Consider the following 16,481-nt stretch of genomic DNA (forward strand, 5'->3'; position numbering starts at 1 on the left):
TGGCGAAATTGTGCCGTAGGTCGGGCTGGCAGCCCAACATGGAAATTTGTTGAGTAAACCCACGATTGTTCCGCAGAAAGGCTCAACACGCAGCCTGAAAAAATGCCCAACATCCTAATCATCCGCCCACAAAACCGCCAAGCCGAAGACGCGCAAATCTGCCAACAACACGGCTGGACACCAATCCCATTCGCCCCCATTCGCATTCAAACGCAGCCTGAAAACCTAGCGCGGTTGCCCGAACAAATCGCCCAAGCAGACGCGATTTTTTGGGTTAGCCCAACTGCGGTAGAAACCACGCAAATTTCAGGCAGCCTGAAAACAATCCCAAACATCGCAGTAGGCGCAGCAACCGCCAAAGCCCTGCAACACATCGGCGCAACCCAAATCGTCCACAGCGAAACAGGCAACGACAGCGAAGCCGCGCTGGTGTTGCCGATTTGGGACACCCTGCCACACGGCGCAAATATCCTAATCGTGCGCGGACAAAACGGGCGCGAAACCCTAGCCGAAACCCTGCGCCAACGTGGTTTCAACATAACCTACGCCGAGATTTACCGCCGCGAACCCCAACCGCTAGACTGGACAATTTTTCAGGCTGCCCCCCCCCAAGCCGCATGGGTAACATCGTCCGAAATGGCACAAGCCGTTTTCGCGCAAGCGCCGCCAACTTATACGCAAACGCTCAATTCCTTGATATACTTCACACATCACGCCCGAATTGCACACACCTTATCAGCGTGTGGCGCACAAAATGCGCAACTGGTTCGCCAGCTAGCAGAGGGGCTTTCTCACTATTCTTTACACAGTTTCCCACTGGAGACAATAAATGACTGACTCACAAAATAAACAGGAAAATCAAACCGTTCCTGCGGTAACGCAGCCTGAAAAACCGCTTGCCCCAACCGCGCAACCACAGCAAATCGTGATTGAAAAAACAGGCGGCAAAGGCATGGCAACGGGCGCATTGGTGTTATCTTTGTTAGCACTGGGCGCGAGTGGTCTCTTGTTTGTGCAAGGGCAAAACACGCTAAACACGCAAAAATTAGCGTTTGAACAAGATTTAAATAACGCTGCGTTGGGTAACAGCCAAAACGCCGTTTTGTTGCAAAACACGTTGGCAAAACAAGACGCGATTGACGCGCAAATCACCAAATTGTTGGCAAGCCAAGAAAGCAGCGCGAAAACGCTGAACAACGTGAATTTGGCGTATGCAGAATTATTGAAAGGGCGCGTGAATTGGCTGGTTGATGAAGTGGAAGTTACGCTGAACGTGGCTTCACAGCAATTATTGTTATCAGGCAATGTGCCAGTGGCAACCAACGTGTTAGAAAACATAGAACGTCGCTTGCAACGCTTTGAGCAGCCTGAATTATTGCCAATTAAACAAGCGATTAGTGATGATTTGAACGGTCTGAAAAGCCGCCCATATTTGAACATCACAGGTACGGCATTGCGTTTGGAGCGCTTGGATAGCAGCGTGGACGCGTTGCCATTGTTGGTGGACAATACCTTGAAAGCGGAAAACGCGGAAGTTGAACCTGTTTCACAAGCTGGCAATTTCTGGAATCGCGCTTTAGATGGCACGGTTGCGCTGATGAAGAGCATGGTGGAAGTGCGTAAATTGGATAACGGCGACCAAATGCTCCTCTCGCCTGAGCAGATTTATGTGTTGCGCCAAAACTTGCACGTTCGCTTGATTGACGCACGTTTGGCGTTGTTGCAAAACAATGGCGATATTTATAAAACGGACTTGGAAGACGTGGAAGGCGCAATCAAACAATATTTTGATACCAGCGCACCAGCCGCTCAAGCGATGTTGAAAGAGTTGGCAGAACTGAAAACGCTGGAAATTCGCCGTATTTCTGATGACGCGCTGAAAAACAGTTTGGCTGCGGTTCGCGCGTATCAAGACAGCGTTCGCACTTCTGCGCCTGTGGTGCTGCCTGAAAATCCAATGGTTGCGCCAGTTGTGCCAACCAATACTGCGCCAGCTTCTGTGCCAGCAAAAGCAGCTTCTGTTCCTGCGGCGGCGGCTTCTGTACCAGCAAAAGCAGCTTCAGTCCCTGTTCAGGCTGCGTCTGAAGCAGCAAAACCAAAAGCGGCTTCTGAACCGAAAAAAGTGGAAAAACCTGCTGAAAAACCAAAAGCAGAGCAAAAGCAGCCTGAAAAAGGAGCTAAGGCATGAAACAGTTAATTTGGATTATTATCCTGTTTTTGTGTGCGGTGGGCTTGGCATTGGCAGCGCACACTTACACGGGTAATGTGTATATTGTGATTGAACATTATATGCTGCGCGTGAACTTGCACCTGTTCATTTTGGGCTTGGTGGCAGCCGTTTTTGTGATGTATGTGCTGATGAAAGTGCTGTTTGGCGTGCTGGGTACCCCGGGGAAACTGAGCCGATTTGGTGCAGGTCGTCGCCGCCGCAAAGCCGCGCATGAATTGAATTTGGCAGGTTTAGCGTTCTTTGAAGGCAAATATCAAGAAGCCGAACAACATGCCGCGAAAGTGTTGAAAAACGGCGAAGCTGGCGATGATAACCGTATGCTGGCATTGATGTTGGCGGCACACGCGGCAGACGGCAGCGGCAACGTGGAGCAACGCAATCAGTATTTGGACGATATTGCGAAGCTGCCTGAAAAAGTGCAACTGTCGCGTTATTTATTGCTGGCTGAAACCGCGTTGAACCAACAAGATTACGCTACGGCAGATAATCATCTGAAATCTGCGGCGCAAATCAATCCACGTTTGACTCGCTTGGTACGCTTGCAGTTGCGCATGGCGTTGGACAAAAAGGACGCGCTGGATATTTTGGACAAGGCGAACAAATTGCGTTTGGCTGGTGGTATCAATGCCAGCGAATTGCAGCAAACCACAGAGCAAGCGTATCGCGATTTGTTGGCAATGGCAAAAGACCAAGCAGGCATGAAAGCGTGTTTGAAACGCATTCCCGAAGGCGAACGCAATACGGTTTTAGATGTGGCGATTGCAAACAAATATGTGGAATTGGGTTTGTATGAACAGGCGGTGGCTTGGGTAAACAAGCATTATCCAACGCGACACGACGCGGCTTTGCTGCAACCGTTTGTAAACAGCGTGAGTTATTTGGACGAGCGCAGTCAGCAAAAAGCGATTGATACGGCAGATGGCTGGTTGAAAAATAATCCGCAAGATGCGTGTTTGTTGCGATGCTTGGGCGAATTGGCGAGCAATCGTGAATTATGGGGCAAGGCGCAAGGTTATTTGGAAGCGAGCATGGCGATTGAGCCTGCGGTGCGAACGCGTTTGTTGTTGGCGACTGTGCTGGAGTGTTCTAATCGCAGCAATGACGCGCAAGAGCAACGCCGTTTGGCTTTGGCGGAAATGGAATGCGCTGAGCAAGCTGAGTAATGCAAATCAGGCAGCCTGAAAATGGTTTTCAGGCTGCTTTTTTATGTGAATGTGTAGGTCGGTGCATTGATGCCCGACATTTTTCAGGCTGCAATGTTGGGCATAAATGCTCAACCTACGCGGCTGTTTTTGGAGAATTGAAATGTCTGAACCGATTCGTTTATCTAAACGCATGGCGGAATTGGGTTTGTGTTCGCGCCGTGAAGCGGACAGTTATATTGAAAAGGGTTGGGTGCGCGTGAATGATGTACCTGCGGTGTTGGGTCAAAAGGTGTTGCCGACTGACCGTATTGATTTGAACAAACAGGCGCATGAACAACAGGCGCAACGGGTGACGATTTTGTTGAATAAACCTGTGGGTTTTGTGAGTGGGCAGTCTGAAAAGGATTATCGCGCGGCGGTGGAATTGATTACGCCTGAAAATCATTGGGAAGAAGACAAGAGCCGCATTGTGTATCAACCAAGCCATTTGAAAGGGCTTGCGCCTGCTGGTCGTTTGGATATTGATTCGGTGGGTTTGCTGGTTTTGACGCAAGATGGGCGCGTGGCGAAACAGTTGATTGGTGAAAACAGTGAGCGTGAAAAGGAATATTTGGTACGCGTGCGCGGTAAGATGATTGAAAATGGTTTGGCGTTGCTGAATCATGGATTGAGTTTGGACGGGGAGAAGTTGCGTCCTGCGGTGGTTACTTGGCAGAATGAAGACCAGTTGCGCTTTATTTTGAAACAGGGGAAAAAACGTCAGATTCGCCGTATGTGTGAATTGGTGGGGTTGCGCGTGGTTGGGTTGAAACGGGTGCGGATTGGGCGTGTGAAATTGGGGGCGTTGCCTGCTGGGAAGTGGCGTTATTTGTTGGAAAGTGAGCGGTTTTGATGTTTGAACGCAGCCTGAAAAAGATATAGTGAATTAAATTTAGATTAGTACAGTGTTGCCAACTCCCTTATGTACTAGATGTACACGGCGGTCGTTGTCGCCTTGTCCTAATCTAAATTTAATCCACTATATTTTCAGGCTGCGTTTTGTTTATATTCTCTCGGCAAGATATTCTTGCAATCCACGTTCACGCAATACGCAGCTTGGGCATTCGTGGCAACCGCCTTCTACGCCGAGATAGCAGGTGTGCGTATGGTTGCGGACGTATTCAAATGCGCCGAGTTGGTCAGCTAATGCCCATGTTTCTTTTTTGGTGAGCCACATTAAGGGGGTGTGAATGTTGAAGTCGTATGCCATGGCGAGGTTGAGTGTTACGTTCATGGATTTGACGAACACATCGCGGCAATCGGGGTAGCCTGAGAAATCGGTTTCGCATACGCCAACAAAGATGTCGTGGATATTTTGGGATTTGGCGTAAATGGCGGCGTAAAGCAGGAATAGGGCGTTGCGTCCGTCCACGAAGGTGTTGGGTAGGTTGTTTTCGGTTTGTATGGAGGCGGTGTCGTCCATTAGGGCGTTGTGGGTGATGCTGGTCATCAGGGATAGGTCAAGAACGGTTTGTTTGATGTTGAGGTCTTTGGCTATCCATGCGGCGCGTTCTAGTTCGATTTTGTGGCGTTGTCCGTAGGCGAATGTGATGGCTTGGACGTTTTCTGCGCCGTATTGGGCGATGGCTTGGAAGAGGCAGGTGGTGGAATCTTGTCCGCCTGAGAAGATAACTAGAGCTTGTTTTTGGGACATTTGGGGCTTTCTGTTTGTCGTAGGTTGGTGCATTTATGCCCGACACTTTGCGAAAGAAGAAAAATTTTGTTGGGCATGAATGCCCAACCTACGAGGTTCGTAAGAAATTTATTATTGCAGCCTGAAAAATAGCTGACAAATTTTGTCAGTAATTTTTCAGGCTGCGTGTGTTGATTAAAACGTGGCGCAAACGATAATGCCGCCCATGCCTGCTTGGGGCGACAGATAGAAGATTTGCCAGTTTTCGCCGCTGTGGATGTAATACGATAGGCTGGGAAATTCGGCGGCAATTCGGGCGGGCAGAGTGGGAATGTCGTATTCATACACGTCAAACAAGACGTTATGCGGATAAAAGCCATTGAGCGTGAAATCAACAACGCTGGTAAATTCTCGGTCTGGCAGCCCTTCAAAGCCGAGGATTAGGATGTTTTCTTCGTGCTTGTGTTGAATGGTGGTTAAACGGGCGTTTTTGTATAGGGTGTCCATGTGGTTGTTTCCAAAATTAAAAAGGCAGCCTGAAAAGTTTTCAGGCTGCCTTATTTTACTTTGATTTAACTGATTACCATAGTGTTAAATGTTCAAAATACGTTCGCCGCGCCCAATACCTGCTGCGCCTGTGCGGACGGTTTCTAAAATTGAACCGTTTGGCAAGTTTTCAATAAAACTGTCCAGTTTGTCGCTTGTGCCAGTGAGTTCAACGGTGTACGTTTTGTCTGAAACATCAATCACTTGACCACGATAAATGTCTGCCAAACGCAAAACCTCATCGCGTTCTTTGCCCACAGCACGGACTTTAATCAACATCAATTCGCGTTCAACGTAGCGGCTTTCGTTCAAGTCCACCACTTTCACAACTTCAATCAATTTGTTCACTTGTTTGGTGATTTGTTCCATGCCTGCGTTGTCGGCGTGGGTAACAATCGTTACGCGTGAAAGGGTTTTGTCTTCCGTTGGAGCGACTGAAAGTGAGTCGATGTTGTAATTTCGCGCTGAAAATAAGCCTACTACGCGGCTCATCGCACCTGATTCGTTTTCCATTAGGATTGAAAGAATGTGTCGCATAATAATTCCTTATTTGTTCATGTGGGCAGGTAAGAACATTTCGTCTAAGCCTTTGCCTGCGGCAATCATTGGGAATACGGTTTGACGTGGGTCGGTAATGAAATCTAAGAACACTAAGCGGTCTTTGATTGCCATCGCTTCACGCAATGCGCTTTCCACTTCTGAGGCTTTGGTTACGCGGATGCCAACGTGTCCGTAGGCTTCTGCCAGTTTCACAAAATCAGGCTGCGTTTTGAAAATAGTTTCGGATTCGCGCCCTTGGTAGAACAATTCTTGCCATTGACGAACCATGCCTAAACAGCCATTGTTCAAGTTCACGATTTTCACTGGCACGTTGTATGCCATGCAAGTACCTAATTCTTGAATGTTCATTTGAATTGAGCCTTCGCCTGTGATACAGAACACGTCTTCATCAGGACAAGCCAATTTTGCACCGATTGCGTATGGTAAACCGACCCCCATTGTGCCTGCGCCGCCTGAGTTCAACCATTGGCGTGGGCGTTGGAATGGATAGTATTGCGCGGCGAACATTTGGTGCTGACCTACGTCTGATGTGATGATGGCGTTGTTGTTAGTCACTTTCGCCAATGTTTGTACCACGTATTGTGGCAAAATCACATCATCTTTGGTTTCAGGCAGCATTAAGCAGTTTTGTGCGCGCCAGCCATCGATTGTTTTCCACCATTTTTCCAAGTTGGCAGCGTTGAGCGACAAGCCCAATTCTTTCCATGTGGCTAACATATCGGTTAAAACGCTCTTCACGTCGCCCACGATTGGAATATCTGCTTTCACGCGTTTTGAAATGCTAGAAGGGTCGATGTCGATGTGAATGATTTTTTTCGGGGCTGCCATGAATTTTGGCACTGAACCGACTACGCGGTCGTCAAAACGTGCACCCACAGCCACAATTACGTCTGCGTTTTGCATGGCTAAGTTGGCTTCATAAGTGCCGTGCATGCCAAGCATACCCAAGAAGTGTTTATCGCTGCCTGAAACTGCGCCCAAGCCCATTAAGGTGCTGGTGCAAGGTACGCCTAAAGTGTTCACAAATTCAGTCAATTCAGCCGAAGCGTTGCTTAACACTGCGCCGCCACCGAAGTAAACATAAGGGCGTTTTGCAGTTGCCAATAATTGTGCGGCTTTTTTGATTTGCCCCACATGCCCTTGAGTGGCAGGTTGATAAGAGCGGATAACCACGTCTTCTTGCGGATAGCTGAATTTTGCCATGGCTTGAGAAACGTCTTTGGTTACGTCAATCACAACAGGGCCAGAACGACCAGAACGCGCAATTTGGAACGCTTTTTTAATCGTAATGGCTAAGTCTTCAATTTTGTTTACCAAGAAATTGTGTTTCACACATGGGCGAGAAATCCCAATCATGTCGATTTCTTGGAAGGCATCAGTACCAACTAAAGTAGAAGGCACTTGACCTGAAATCACAACCAATGGAATAGAATCGCTGTAGGCAGTGGCGATACCTGTAATCGCGTTGGTTGCGCCAGGACCTGATGTAACCAATGCCACACCTACTTTGCCGCTCACGCGCGCGTATGCGTCTGCTGCGTGAACCGCTGCTTGTTCGTGGCGTGTTAAGACGTGTTTTACTTTGCGAAGTTGATAAATCGCATCGTAAATATCAATAACCGCACCACCTGGATAACCGAAAACGTATTCAACATTTTCTGCTTTAAGACTTTGCACGATGATTTGTGCGCCTGTTAATTGCATAAAAACCTCTCTTATTTTGTGCGACAACTAACCGCTTTGACGTTTAAGTTTTATAATAGGGGAAAGCAAACAATAGCGGAAACGTTTACAAAATACAAGCATTTTGTTAAAAATGTTTTATTTTTGCAAAGAAGCGTTGTAATTTAGCACTATTTTAATGTTATTATGGCTGTTTTAATATAAATTTTATGTATTAACAAGATTTTTGGCATAATAGTCTATTTCAGGCAGCCTGAAAGCAATCTGCATAAAAATTGCTTAATCAACGCAAATGATAAATTTAAATAAACTTGGTTTGAGAATATGAAGAAATCGATACAACAAAAAGGTTTTTCACTGGTGGAACTGATGGTGGTAATTGCTATTATGGCAATTCTGGCTGCTCTGATTTATCCTAATTACACGAGTTACATACAGCGTGCACGTTTAGATAACGCACGCACAGTCATCACCAGTGTAAGTCAATTCATGGAACGCCATTACGCGCAAAACAACACATTTTGCGCCCCTAAAGCAGCGACCACAAGCACAAGTACGGGCACAGGTAGCACCGAGCAAGCTTGTACTGGGCCTACTATCACGTTTTTTGAGCGCAGTGCAAATGCCAGCAAAGCGACAAATGTGATACTTTTAGACAACGATTTTTACACCTTTAAACTAACAAGCGTTTTTCCTAGTCGCTATGTTGTGCAAGCAACGCCAAAAGAAGGTTTATATTCTAATAATGCATTGTCTACAAAAAAATTAATTTTGCAATACGATTCAAGCGCTTCATCTATTGCGCGTTGCAATCTTTCTGGTATTGCCAGCTCCAACGCCAATAAAGACCCAGGTACAAATTGCGAAGTGATGTAATGCAGAAAAGTCAAAATTGCTTCGGTTTTTCTTTAGTGGAATTGATGGCGAGCCTATCTATTATTAGCATTTTAATAGCAATTGTTTATCCAAGTTATCATCGTTATGTGCAAAAGGCGAGGTTATATTCAGCTTATCAAGCACTGTTAAATAATGCACACATTTTAGAACGGCATTATGCCAATCAAGGCAATTTCAAGAAAAATAGCACCAATTGGATAGACTTACCTATTACGCAAACTGAATTTTTCTGTATCAAATTGCAGGGTAATCCCAAAGGAACAGAGAACGATAGCGCATACAGCCTGAAAGCTGTTGCTTGGGATAAAAAATCAGAGCCGCGCGTGTTGAGTGTCAATCAAGATGGTTTGGCTTTGCTGTGCAAAAGCAGTACTTCAGATTGTTCGGAAGATAAGTTTTTTAAAAATCCAAACCGCTCTGATTCTGAGTGTGAAACGTTTATGTAGCCAAATAAATAAACCTACTCTTTTTTACAAAGAGTAGGTTTTTTGTGTTTTCAGGCTGCCTAAATCATTTACGCCAAAATCTTCTCTACAATCTCACGCACATCTTTGGATAAAGTATCCAATGCCGCCAATTTTTCCAATTCCCCACGCATCAAGGCTTGGCGTTGTGGTTCAATGCGTTTCATCAGATTAAACGTCCGTGCCAAACCAGCCGCCACTTGCGGATTAAACGCATTGATTTCACGGATTTTTTCTGCCACAAACGCATAACCCGAACCGTCCGCCGCGTGAAAATGCGGTACATTCCGCGCAAACACGCCAATCAGCGAGCGAACCTTATTCGGATTGGTTAGCGAAAATTGTGGGTGCGACAAAGCAGCCTGCACTTGCGCCAACGTGTCCGCACGGCGACTGCTGGCAATCAGCATAAAATATTTATCCATAACAAGGGCTTGGTCGGCAAACTTCGCTGCAAAACGATTGAGCAATTCATTGCGTTTCGGGCTGTTGTTGTGGTTAATCGCGGATAACACGCCCCATTCATGCGTCATGTTTTTACGCGCCATTTCGTCATAATGTTCAAAGACTTGCTCAATCGTGCCGTTTTCATCAAAGCGATGAATCAAGGCGAAACACGCGTATTGCAGCGAACGCAATCCCGCGTCTTTCGGATTGTATTCATAAACCGCAATTTCCTTGCCGCGTTTGTCGGCGTTTTCCAATTCACGCGCATTCAACGCATTAGCCAACAATTCGCCATGCAAGGCGTGGGCGATGTTGTTCAACAAGGCTTCACGCGACATCGCGATTAACACAGGGTTGATGTTTTCGCGGTCGCCCCATAGCTCGGCTTCGGTCGGGATTTTCAGCAGCAAGGCTTTGAATGCAGGGTCAATTTTCGCGTTCAACACGTTTCGCAATGCGTCAATCAATTTGCTGTGTTCGGGCGTATTGTCGCCATTTGCCAAGGCGTGTTCATTCGCCAAAATCGCTCGGCGGTACAGCGTTTGCCCTGCTTCCCAACGCGCAAATGGGTCGTCATCATTCGCCAATAATAAGGCAAGTTGTTCATCTGTATAATCAAAATTCAAATGCACAGGCGCGGAAAAACCACGCAATAAAGACGGCGTAACCGAATTGGCTGACATCAAAAATTTAAATGATTGCTCGGCTTGGTTAATCGTCAAAACGGTTTCGGTTTGCGTTTCCACATTTTCAGGCTGCCTGAAAGCGATTTTCTCGCCTTTTTCATTCAAAAACGCGATAGACAAAGGCATCATCATGGCTTGTTTTTCGCTGGCTTTTTGGTCGGGTGTATCGGGCAAAATTTGTTTTACATTTAAAACGTATTCGCCATTTTTTAGGCTGCCTGAAATATCCAAAGTCGGCGTACCTGCTTGCGAATACCACAAGGCAAATTGGCTGAAATCCACGCCATTGGCATCTGCCATCGCGTTGCGGAAATCATCGCAAGTTACGGCTTGCCCATCGTGGCGTTCAAAATACAATTTCATGCCCTTTTGGAAGCCGTCTTCGCCCAAGAATGTGTGATACATTCGCACGACTTCCGCGCCTTTTTCGTACACGGTTACGGTGTAAAAATTGTTCATTTCCACATAGCTGGCAGGGCGAACGGGGTGCGCCATGGGGCTGGCATCTTCGGCGAATTGGTGGGTGCGTAACACGTTTACATTTTCAATGCGGCGGACGGCTCGGCTGGCGCGGTCGCCTGAAAATTCTTGGTCGCGAAACACGGTCAAGCCTTCTTTGAGCGACAACTGAAACCAGTCGCGGCAGGTTACGCGGTTGCCTGTCCAGTTGTGGAAATATTCGTGTCCAATCACGCCTTCCACGCCTTCAAAATCCGCGTCTGTGGCGGTGTGGCTGTCGGCAAGTACATATTTTGTATTGAAAATATTTAAGCCTTTGTTTTCCATTGCGCCCATGTTGAAATCGCCCACCGCGACAACCATGTAAATATCCAAATCGTATTCCAAGCCGAAACGCTCTTCGTCCCATTTCATTGAATTTTTTAATGATTCTACGGCAAAGGCGACTTTGTCCGCATCTTCTTGGCGTGTGTAAAATTCAATCGCCACATCGCGTCCGCTTCGGGTTGTAAACGTGTCGCGTGTGCAAGCCAAATCGCCAGCCACCAACGCGAATAAATAGCTTGGTTTGGCGAATGGGTCGTGCCACACGGCGAAATGTCTGCCGTCTTTCAGGCTGCCTGAATCCACTTTGTTGCCGTTGGACAGCAGCACAGGAAATTGTTTTTCATCGGCGCGGATTTCGGTGGTAAATTCGCCCATTACGTCGGGGCGGTCGGGGTGGTAGGTAATCGTGCGGAAGCCTTCGGGTTCGCATTGGGTGTAGAGATTGCCACCGCTTGCGTACAAGCCGTTGAATGATTTATTCGTATCAGGGAAAACTTGCGTGTGAATGGTCAGCGTGAATGGCTCGACTGGCATTTCAGGCAGCGTGAGCGTTTCGATTTCTTTGTTGTAGGTGTAGGCGGTTTCAGGCAGCGTTTCGCCTTCTAATACAATGGAAATGAGTTTGGCATCGCCTTGCAATTTGAGTTCGGTTGCGCCGTTTTGTGGCTCGATATACAAAGACGCAATCACGTCTGTGCGGTCGGCGTAAATATCAAAAAATAGGTGGATTTTGGGAACGAGATGAGTGGGGGCTTGGTAGTCTTTTAGGTATTTGGTTTGTTGTTGCATGATTTCGCTTTCTGAATATTTTGAGAGAAAAGTGAATTGTATGATTTTTCAGGCTGCGTGAATACTTTTTCAGACTGCCTGAAAATTTTATGCTGTAAAAACAAGGTTGTTTGTTAAATGGTGTTAAAAAGTGCTTGCTGCAATGGGGCGTTTCTGTTTTAATACGCGCTTTAACAGCTTGGCCAGATAGCTCAGTCGGTAGAGCAACGGATTGAAAATCCGTGTGTCGGCAGTTCGATCCTGCCTCTGGCCACCAAGTTTTGAGAACCCGAGCATTTAAATGTTCGGGTTTTTCTTGTGTGTATAGCGAATTATCTTCAAACCAGTGCTGCGTTGCTCTGATTTGAATTTAATCCGCTATCCAAAAGTAAAAATAGAGAAAGTAGAAATAAACGGAATTTTGCAATATGTATCTGTATCGCCTGAAGTGGCGGAAATGATTGGTTTGGCTGCGTGGTGTTTGCGTTTTGGTGTGTGGTAAGCGAGCGTTGGAAACCGACTTCGTTACCTTATAATTTGGTAAACGGCTTCGGCGCGGTGTTGTTGATTTTGAGCTTGCTGGTACATTTTAATTTAGGTTCGTTTGTGATTGGAATCTTTTGGATTGGGATTTCGGGCACGGGCATTTTGAACCACTTTAAACACAAATAAGAAAAACCCACTATGAAAATAGTGGGTTTTATATTTTCAGGCTGCCTGAATTAGTGATTACGCAATTCATTCAAATCGCGCCAGCCATCATTGGTTTTTACCAAAGTGGCGTGGTGGGTACGCGTTTGTTTTACTTCTTCTAACAACGGAGTACCTTTAAGCAATTTAGCTGCCCAGCGTTCTGGTTCAACTTTGGTTTCATAAGAAACTTGAGTTACAGTGATACCATTTGCTGGAGTAGGTGCAGTAAAGAAGTTTACTTTCTCTACTTTTTCTGTGCCAACGCAAGTCAAAGACGCAGTTGGTGTGCTTTGGAAGACTTTTTGACCTTTTTCAGTAATTTTATACACCATGTAACGTACAGCTTCATCACCTTCACCCACTTTCAGTGTATTTTCTTGATGATACAAACCTGCGTTCACCAAAATATCCATTTGGTCAGCCGCCGCTAAGTTGGCGCGTTTGCCATTTTCTTGGCGTTTCACAATGCGAATTTCTGGTGCGCCCAAGCTGGTAAATGCAGGATTGTCGCCAGCATGCGTGTATTCAATGTTCAAGTTAAACGGAACGCATACCGCGCGTTGTTTAGCGGTTTCTTTGAGTGCTTTTTCTACTTTTGACTTAGATAGCTCGTTGTCGCTACCGCATGCGGCTAAAAGCAAAGCTGCGCTCAATACGATTAGTTTTTTCATGGTTTACGTCCTTTGTTGCGTCAAGAATGGGGTATGGGTTAAAACGCTGAATATAGCGGTAAAATGTGCTTGCGACAAGACAAAAGAACAGTGATTTTATACAATGCAGCCTGAAAATTTTTTTGGAGATAAAAAATGACACATTTATACGGGATTCCCAATTGCGCAACAGTGAAAAAAGCGCGTGTATGGTTGGAAGAAAATGGCGTGGCGTACACGTTTCACGATTTCAAAAAAGAGCCACCAACGGCTGAATTTCTTTCAGGCTGCCTGAAACACGTTTCGCTTGATGTGTTGTTGAACAAGCGTGGCACAACTTGGCGCAAGCTCACGCCTGAGTCACAGGTACAAGCGGAAACTGAAACAGGCGCAATCGCATTGATGTGCGAATTTCCGAGCGTGATTAAGCGACCTGTGTTGGTGTTGCCTAATCAGGTTTTGGTGGGGTTTGTGGCGGACGAATATACGCGGATTTTTCAGGCTGCCTAGGTAAACAAAATGCACTTAATTGGTATGATTTTGTTAGGTTTTTGGAAAATCTTTACCTTTACTTGGTGGTGGATTCCCATCATCTTGTTTTTCGTGTGGCTGAAATCGCCGAAAACCAAAGGCTTATTTGGCGAGAAAATGGTGCAAGCGCGAGCGGCTGTAAAATTGGATAGCGAAAAATATCACGCGTTTCACAATTTGATTGTGCTGGTTAACGGGCAAACCACGCAGATTGACCACGTTTATGTTTCGGTTTACGGGATTTTTGTGATTGAAACGAAATATCATAAAGGCTGGATTTATGGCAGCCTGAAAGATGAAAACTGGATATGCAGATATTCCAACAATTGTGAATATCCTTTTAAAAATCCCACGCGCCAAAATTACGGGCATATTAAAGCCTTGGAAACTTTATTGCGGCAGCCTGAAAAAGTCTTCAAAAACGTGGTGGTATTCACGCACAGAAATTGCCAAATCAAGAAAAAGCTGCCTGACAATATTTGTCTTGCGAAAAATTTTATTGAATACGTGCAGCAGTTTCAGCAAGAAATTTTGACTGCGGCGCAAATTCATCAAATTTGTGAAACCTTGTCGCAGCCTGAATTTATTGGCACGAAAGAACGCACTGCGGCGCATGTTCAATCATTGAAAACAGCAAATAACGCAGCCTGAAAACTAGGGTGCATTGATATTTGAGCGAAAAGCTGCCGCAATATGAATATCAACATGCCCTATATCTTATCCGCAAAATCAGTTAAAATTTAGCCCGAAAATTCAATCACGCAGCCTGAAAAAGTTTTCAGGCTGCCTTTTGTTTACAGGAAGACAAAGACATATGAACGCTTTATTACAAGATTTGCAAGCGCGCGGCTTAATCGCGCAAACAACCGACATTAACGAACTATCAAAATTATTAGACAACGAAAAAATCGCCCTATATTGCGGTTTTGACCCCACAGCTGACAGCTTACACATCGGACATTTGCTGCCTGTGCTGGTGTTGCGCCGTTTCCAAAATGCAGGACACACGCCAGTTGCTTTGGTGGGCGGTGCGACTGGCATGATTGGCGACCCAAGTTTCAAAGCAACCGAACGCAGCCTGAACACACCTGAAACAGTGGCTAGCTGGGTGGAAAGCATTCGCAACCAGTTGAAACCATTCTTGAAATTTGACGGCGAAAACCCAGCGATTATGGAAAATAACGCGAATTGGTTTGGCACAATGAACTGCTTGGATTTCCTGCGCGACATCGGTAAACATTTCTCTGTGAACGCGATGTTGGCAAAAGAATCAGTTAAACAACGCATTGAACGCGAAGACCAAGGTATTTCGTTTACTGAATTTTCTTACGCGCTGTTGCAGGGTTATGATTTCGCGCAATTAAATTCACGCCACAACGTGCAATTAGAAATTGGCGGCAGCGACCAATGGGGCAACATCACTTGGGGGACAGAAACCACGCGCCGTTTGAATCAAAAAACCGTTCACGGCATGACTTTGCCATTGGTAACGAAAGCGGACGGCACGAAATTCGGCAAAACCGAAGGCGGCGCGGTGTGGTTGAGCGCTGCCAAAACATCACCTTACAACTTCTACCAATTCTGGTTGAAAGTGGCGGACGCTGACGTATATAAATTCTTGAAATATTTCACGTTCTTGACGATTGAGCAAATCGATGCGATTGAAGCTGCCGACAAAGCTAGCGGAAAAAAACCTGAAGCGCAACGCATTTTGGCGGAAGAAATGACACGCTTGATTCACGGCAAAGAAGCATTAGCCGCCGCGCAACGCATTACCGAAAGCCTGTTCTCGGGCGATGAAAGCGGTTTGACGGAGCAGGATTACGCGCAGTTGGCGTTGGACGGTTTGCCTGCGGTGGAAGTTTCAGGCAGCCTGAACGTGGTGGAAGCGTTGGTGAAAGCAGGTTTGGCGCAATCGAATAAGGAAGCGCGTGGCTTTGTGCAAGCTGGCGCGGTGCTGTTGAATGGCGCGGTGGTGGCGGAAAATAATCCTGATTTCGCAGCCGAAAAACCTGATGATAAATGTATGCTGACCGATGAGCATAAACGTTTTGGTAAATATACGATTGTGAAACGTGGCAAACGCAATCATGCTTTGTTAGTTTGGCAATAATTGATTGTGTCGGGCTACCAGCCCGACCTACGGCTTTGCTAAATATAGTTAATTAAAATAAAAATAGGATAGTAACGCATCTGTGAAATTATCATAACTAGGCAAAATTGAACGCATATATTTCTTAATATTTGCCCATATTTTTTCTATTGGATTTCATTCAGGCGAATAAGGTGCAAGCGGTAGCATTTTATGCCTCAAATGATGCACCATTTCTTGCAGAATACCCATTCTGTGAAATCTAGCATTATCTAAAATAATCAATGACTTTTCAGGTAAACATAGTTTCAAACCATGCTTCAAAAAAATCGCTGGTCATTGTATTTTGATAAATCATTGGCGCAATTAAATTTTGCTCAATTTGCGCTGCAACTCATGATAAGCGTTGGTATTTTCTACCGCTTATCTTGGTTTTAACGATTTCCCCTTTCGGACTACGAGCATACAGACGAAAGAAATAGGTATCCAATTCTGTTTCATCTAAATAAACAAGCGGGTAGTCCGAAAATTGGGCTAACTGAGCTAAATAATGAGCTACTTTTTCTGGGTCTTGTTCTTTGTAAGTGGTGGTCTTTTTTTACGCGTGATACCTAATTTTTTGAGCGCATA

The 16,481-nt window shown here is 45.9% G+C and carries 17 protein-coding genes, 1 tRNA gene and 1 pseudogene; 12 read left to right on the forward strand and 7 right to left on the reverse strand.

The features are described from left to right. The first annotated feature begins 102 nt into the window (after positions 1-102). The 4 genes from QEO93_RS01315 to QEO93_RS01330 all read left to right on the forward strand — a co-directional run bounded on the left by QEO93_RS01315 (position 103) and on the right by QEO93_RS01330 (position 4,267). Positions 103-837 (forward strand): uroporphyrinogen-III synthase, encoded by a 735-nt coding sequence (locus tag QEO93_RS01315; RefSeq protein ID WP_032137610.1) that lies wholly within the window; start codon positions 103-105, stop codon positions 835-837. Beyond that, entirely contained in the window at positions 830-2,188 is a 1,359-nt protein-coding gene (locus tag QEO93_RS01320) for a uroporphyrinogen-III C-methyltransferase (protein ID WP_085815478.1), read from the forward strand. The genes QEO93_RS01315 and QEO93_RS01320 overlap by 8 nt, the downstream gene beginning before the upstream one ends. Beyond that, positions 2,185-3,393, forward strand: a complete 1,209-nt coding sequence (locus QEO93_RS01325; RefSeq protein ID WP_032137612.1) for a heme biosynthesis HemY N-terminal domain-containing protein — start codon at positions 2,185-2,187, stop codon at positions 3,391-3,393. The genes QEO93_RS01320 and QEO93_RS01325 overlap by 4 nt, the downstream gene beginning before the upstream one ends. A 142-nt stretch (positions 3,394-3,535) precedes the next feature. After that, positions 3,536-4,267 (forward strand): pseudouridine synthase, encoded by a 732-nt coding sequence (locus QEO93_RS01330; RefSeq protein WP_032137652.1) that lies wholly within the window; start codon positions 3,536-3,538, stop codon positions 4,265-4,267. A 150-nt stretch (positions 4,268-4,417) separates the two neighbouring features. On the opposite strand, the gene queC is transcribed toward QEO93_RS01330, so the two are convergent. The 4 genes from queC to ilvB all read right to left on the reverse strand — a co-directional run bounded on the left by queC (position 4,418) and on the right by ilvB (position 7,858). Then, positions 4,418-5,068, reverse strand: a complete 651-nt coding sequence (queC, locus tag QEO93_RS01335; protein ID WP_032137613.1) for a 7-cyano-7-deazaguanine synthase QueC — start codon at positions 5,066-5,068, stop codon at positions 4,418-4,420. A gap of 174 nt (positions 5,069-5,242) precedes the next feature. Continuing rightward, positions 5,243-5,554 carry a cupredoxin domain-containing protein gene (locus QEO93_RS01340; protein ID WP_032137614.1) on the reverse strand — a complete coding sequence of 104 codons (312 nt, stop codon included), beginning with the start codon at positions 5,552-5,554 and terminating at the stop codon, positions 5,243-5,245. An 84-nt stretch (positions 5,555-5,638) separates the two neighbouring features. Further along, complete coding sequence (gene ilvN, locus QEO93_RS01345; protein WP_032137615.1) at positions 5,639-6,130, reverse strand: acetolactate synthase small subunit; 492 nt, start codon at positions 6,128-6,130, stop codon at positions 5,639-5,641. 9 nt (positions 6,131-6,139) lie between these two features. Then, positions 6,140-7,858 carry a biosynthetic-type acetolactate synthase large subunit gene (gene ilvB / locus QEO93_RS01350; RefSeq protein ID WP_032137616.1) on the reverse strand — a complete coding sequence of 573 codons (1,719 nt, stop codon included), beginning with the start codon at positions 7,856-7,858 and terminating at the stop codon, positions 6,140-6,142. Between the two features lie 303 nt (positions 7,859-8,161). Between ilvB and QEO93_RS01355 the strand changes: the two genes are divergently transcribed. Continuing rightward, positions 8,162-8,713 carry a type IV pilin protein gene (locus QEO93_RS01355; RefSeq protein WP_052368786.1) on the forward strand — a complete coding sequence of 184 codons (552 nt, stop codon included), beginning with the start codon at positions 8,162-8,164 and terminating at the stop codon, positions 8,711-8,713. Further along, the gene (locus tag QEO93_RS01360; protein ID WP_032137617.1) at positions 8,713-9,180 is read left to right on the forward strand and encodes a type IV pilin protein; all 468 of its coding nucleotides are present in this window, start codon (positions 8,713-8,715) and stop codon (positions 9,178-9,180) included. Before QEO93_RS01355 ends, QEO93_RS01360 begins: the two co-directional genes overlap by 1 nt. 68 nt (positions 9,181-9,248) lie before the next feature. Here QEO93_RS01360 and pepN read toward each other — a convergent pair whose 3' ends face one another. Continuing rightward, positions 9,249-11,906: an aminopeptidase N gene (pepN, locus tag QEO93_RS01365; protein WP_085815479.1), complete on the reverse strand. Its 2,658-nt coding sequence runs from the start codon at positions 11,904-11,906 to the stop codon at positions 9,249-9,251. A gap of 180 nt (positions 11,907-12,086) precedes the next feature. Here pepN and QEO93_RS01370 point away from each other — a divergent pair. The 3 genes from QEO93_RS01370 (at position 12,087) to QEO93_RS01380 (ending at position 12,557) form a co-directional block, all read left to right on the forward strand. Beyond that, positions 12,087-12,162: transfer RNA gene (locus QEO93_RS01370), tRNA-Phe, on the forward strand. A gap of 69 nt (positions 12,163-12,231) precedes the next feature. After that, positions 12,232-12,387 (forward strand): hypothetical protein, encoded by a 156-nt coding sequence (locus QEO93_RS01375; RefSeq protein WP_157686335.1) that lies wholly within the window; start codon positions 12,232-12,234, stop codon positions 12,385-12,387. Continuing rightward, positions 12,363-12,557: a CBU_0592 family membrane protein gene (locus QEO93_RS01380; protein ID WP_209434863.1), complete on the forward strand. Its 195-nt coding sequence runs from the start codon at positions 12,363-12,365 to the stop codon at positions 12,555-12,557. Before QEO93_RS01375 ends, QEO93_RS01380 begins: the two co-directional genes overlap by 25 nt. A gap of 50 nt (positions 12,558-12,607) precedes the next feature. Here the strand turns inward: QEO93_RS01380 and QEO93_RS01385 are convergent, their stop codons facing one another. After that, a complete protein-coding gene (locus QEO93_RS01385) occupies positions 12,608-13,249 on the reverse strand; it encodes a hypothetical protein (RefSeq protein ID WP_032137619.1) in 642 nt (213 codons plus the stop codon). A 135-nt stretch (positions 13,250-13,384) separates the two neighbouring features. On the opposite strand from QEO93_RS01385, the gene QEO93_RS01390 reads away from it, so the two are divergent. The 3 genes from QEO93_RS01390 to tyrS all read left to right on the forward strand — a co-directional run bounded on the left by QEO93_RS01390 (position 13,385) and on the right by tyrS (position 15,872). Continuing rightward, on the forward strand, positions 13,385-13,738 hold the full coding sequence (locus QEO93_RS01390) for an arsenate reductase (RefSeq protein WP_032137620.1): 354 nt from the start codon (positions 13,385-13,387) through the stop codon (positions 13,736-13,738). Between the two features lie 9 nt (positions 13,739-13,747). Continuing rightward, positions 13,748-14,410, forward strand: coding sequence for a nuclease-related domain-containing protein (locus QEO93_RS01395; RefSeq protein ID WP_085815480.1), 663 nt, complete (start codon positions 13,748-13,750; stop codon positions 14,408-14,410). 163 nt (positions 14,411-14,573) lie between these two features. Further along, positions 14,574-15,872 (forward strand): tyrosine--tRNA ligase, encoded by a 1,299-nt coding sequence (tyrS, locus tag QEO93_RS01400; protein WP_032137621.1) that lies wholly within the window; start codon positions 14,574-14,576, stop codon positions 15,870-15,872. Between the two features lie 48 nt (positions 15,873-15,920). Here the strand turns inward: tyrS and QEO93_RS01405 are convergent. Continuing rightward, positions 15,921-16,481 (reverse strand): annotated as a pseudogene (locus QEO93_RS01405) (transposase); the annotation flags it as partial.

It is taken from the genome of Kingella negevensis, assembly GCF_030177895.1.
GTDB classification, from domain to species: domain Bacteria; phylum Pseudomonadota; class Gammaproteobacteria; order Burkholderiales; family Neisseriaceae; genus Kingella_C; species Kingella_C negevensis.

Excerpts from the sequence above, each read along its gene's own strand:
- QEO93_RS01315 (WP_032137610.1), top strand. The coding sequence starts at position 103 with ATGCCCAACATCCTAATCATCCGCCCACAAAACCGCCAAGCCGAAGAC.
- QEO93_RS01320 (WP_085815478.1), top strand. The coding sequence starts at position 830 with ATGACTGACTCACAAAATAAACAGGAAAATCAAACCGTTCCTGCGGTA.
- QEO93_RS01325 (WP_032137612.1), top strand. The coding sequence starts at position 2,185 with ATGAAACAGTTAATTTGGATTATTATCCTGTTTTTGTGTGCGGTGGGC.
- QEO93_RS01330 (WP_032137652.1), top strand. The coding sequence starts at position 3,536 with ATGTCTGAACCGATTCGTTTATCTAAACGCATGGCGGAATTGGGTTTG.
- queC (WP_032137613.1), bottom strand. The coding sequence starts at position 5,068 with ATGTCCCAAAAACAAGCTCTAGTTATCTTCTCAGGCGGACAAGATTCC.
- QEO93_RS01340 (WP_032137614.1), bottom strand. The coding sequence starts at position 5,554 with ATGGACACCCTATACAAAAACGCCCGTTTAACCACCATTCAACACAAG.
- ilvN (WP_032137615.1), bottom strand. The coding sequence starts at position 6,130 with ATGCGACACATTCTTTCAATCCTAATGGAAAACGAATCAGGTGCGATG.
- ilvB (WP_032137616.1), bottom strand. The coding sequence starts at position 7,858 with ATGCAATTAACAGGCGCACAAATCATCGTGCAAAGTCTTAAAGCAGAA.
- QEO93_RS01355 (WP_052368786.1), top strand. The coding sequence starts at position 8,162 with ATGAAGAAATCGATACAACAAAAAGGTTTTTCACTGGTGGAACTGATG.
- QEO93_RS01360 (WP_032137617.1), top strand. The coding sequence starts at position 8,713 with ATGCAGAAAAGTCAAAATTGCTTCGGTTTTTCTTTAGTGGAATTGATG.
- pepN (WP_085815479.1), bottom strand. The coding sequence starts at position 11,906 with ATGCAACAACAAACCAAATACCTAAAAGACTACCAAGCCCCCACTCAT.
- QEO93_RS01385 (WP_032137619.1), bottom strand. The coding sequence starts at position 13,249 with ATGAAAAAACTAATCGTATTGAGCGCAGCTTTGCTTTTAGCCGCATGC.
- QEO93_RS01390 (WP_032137620.1), top strand. The coding sequence starts at position 13,385 with ATGACACATTTATACGGGATTCCCAATTGCGCAACAGTGAAAAAAGCG.
- QEO93_RS01395 (WP_085815480.1), top strand. The coding sequence starts at position 13,748 with ATGCACTTAATTGGTATGATTTTGTTAGGTTTTTGGAAAATCTTTACC.
- tyrS (WP_032137621.1), top strand. The coding sequence starts at position 14,574 with ATGAACGCTTTATTACAAGATTTGCAAGCGCGCGGCTTAATCGCGCAA.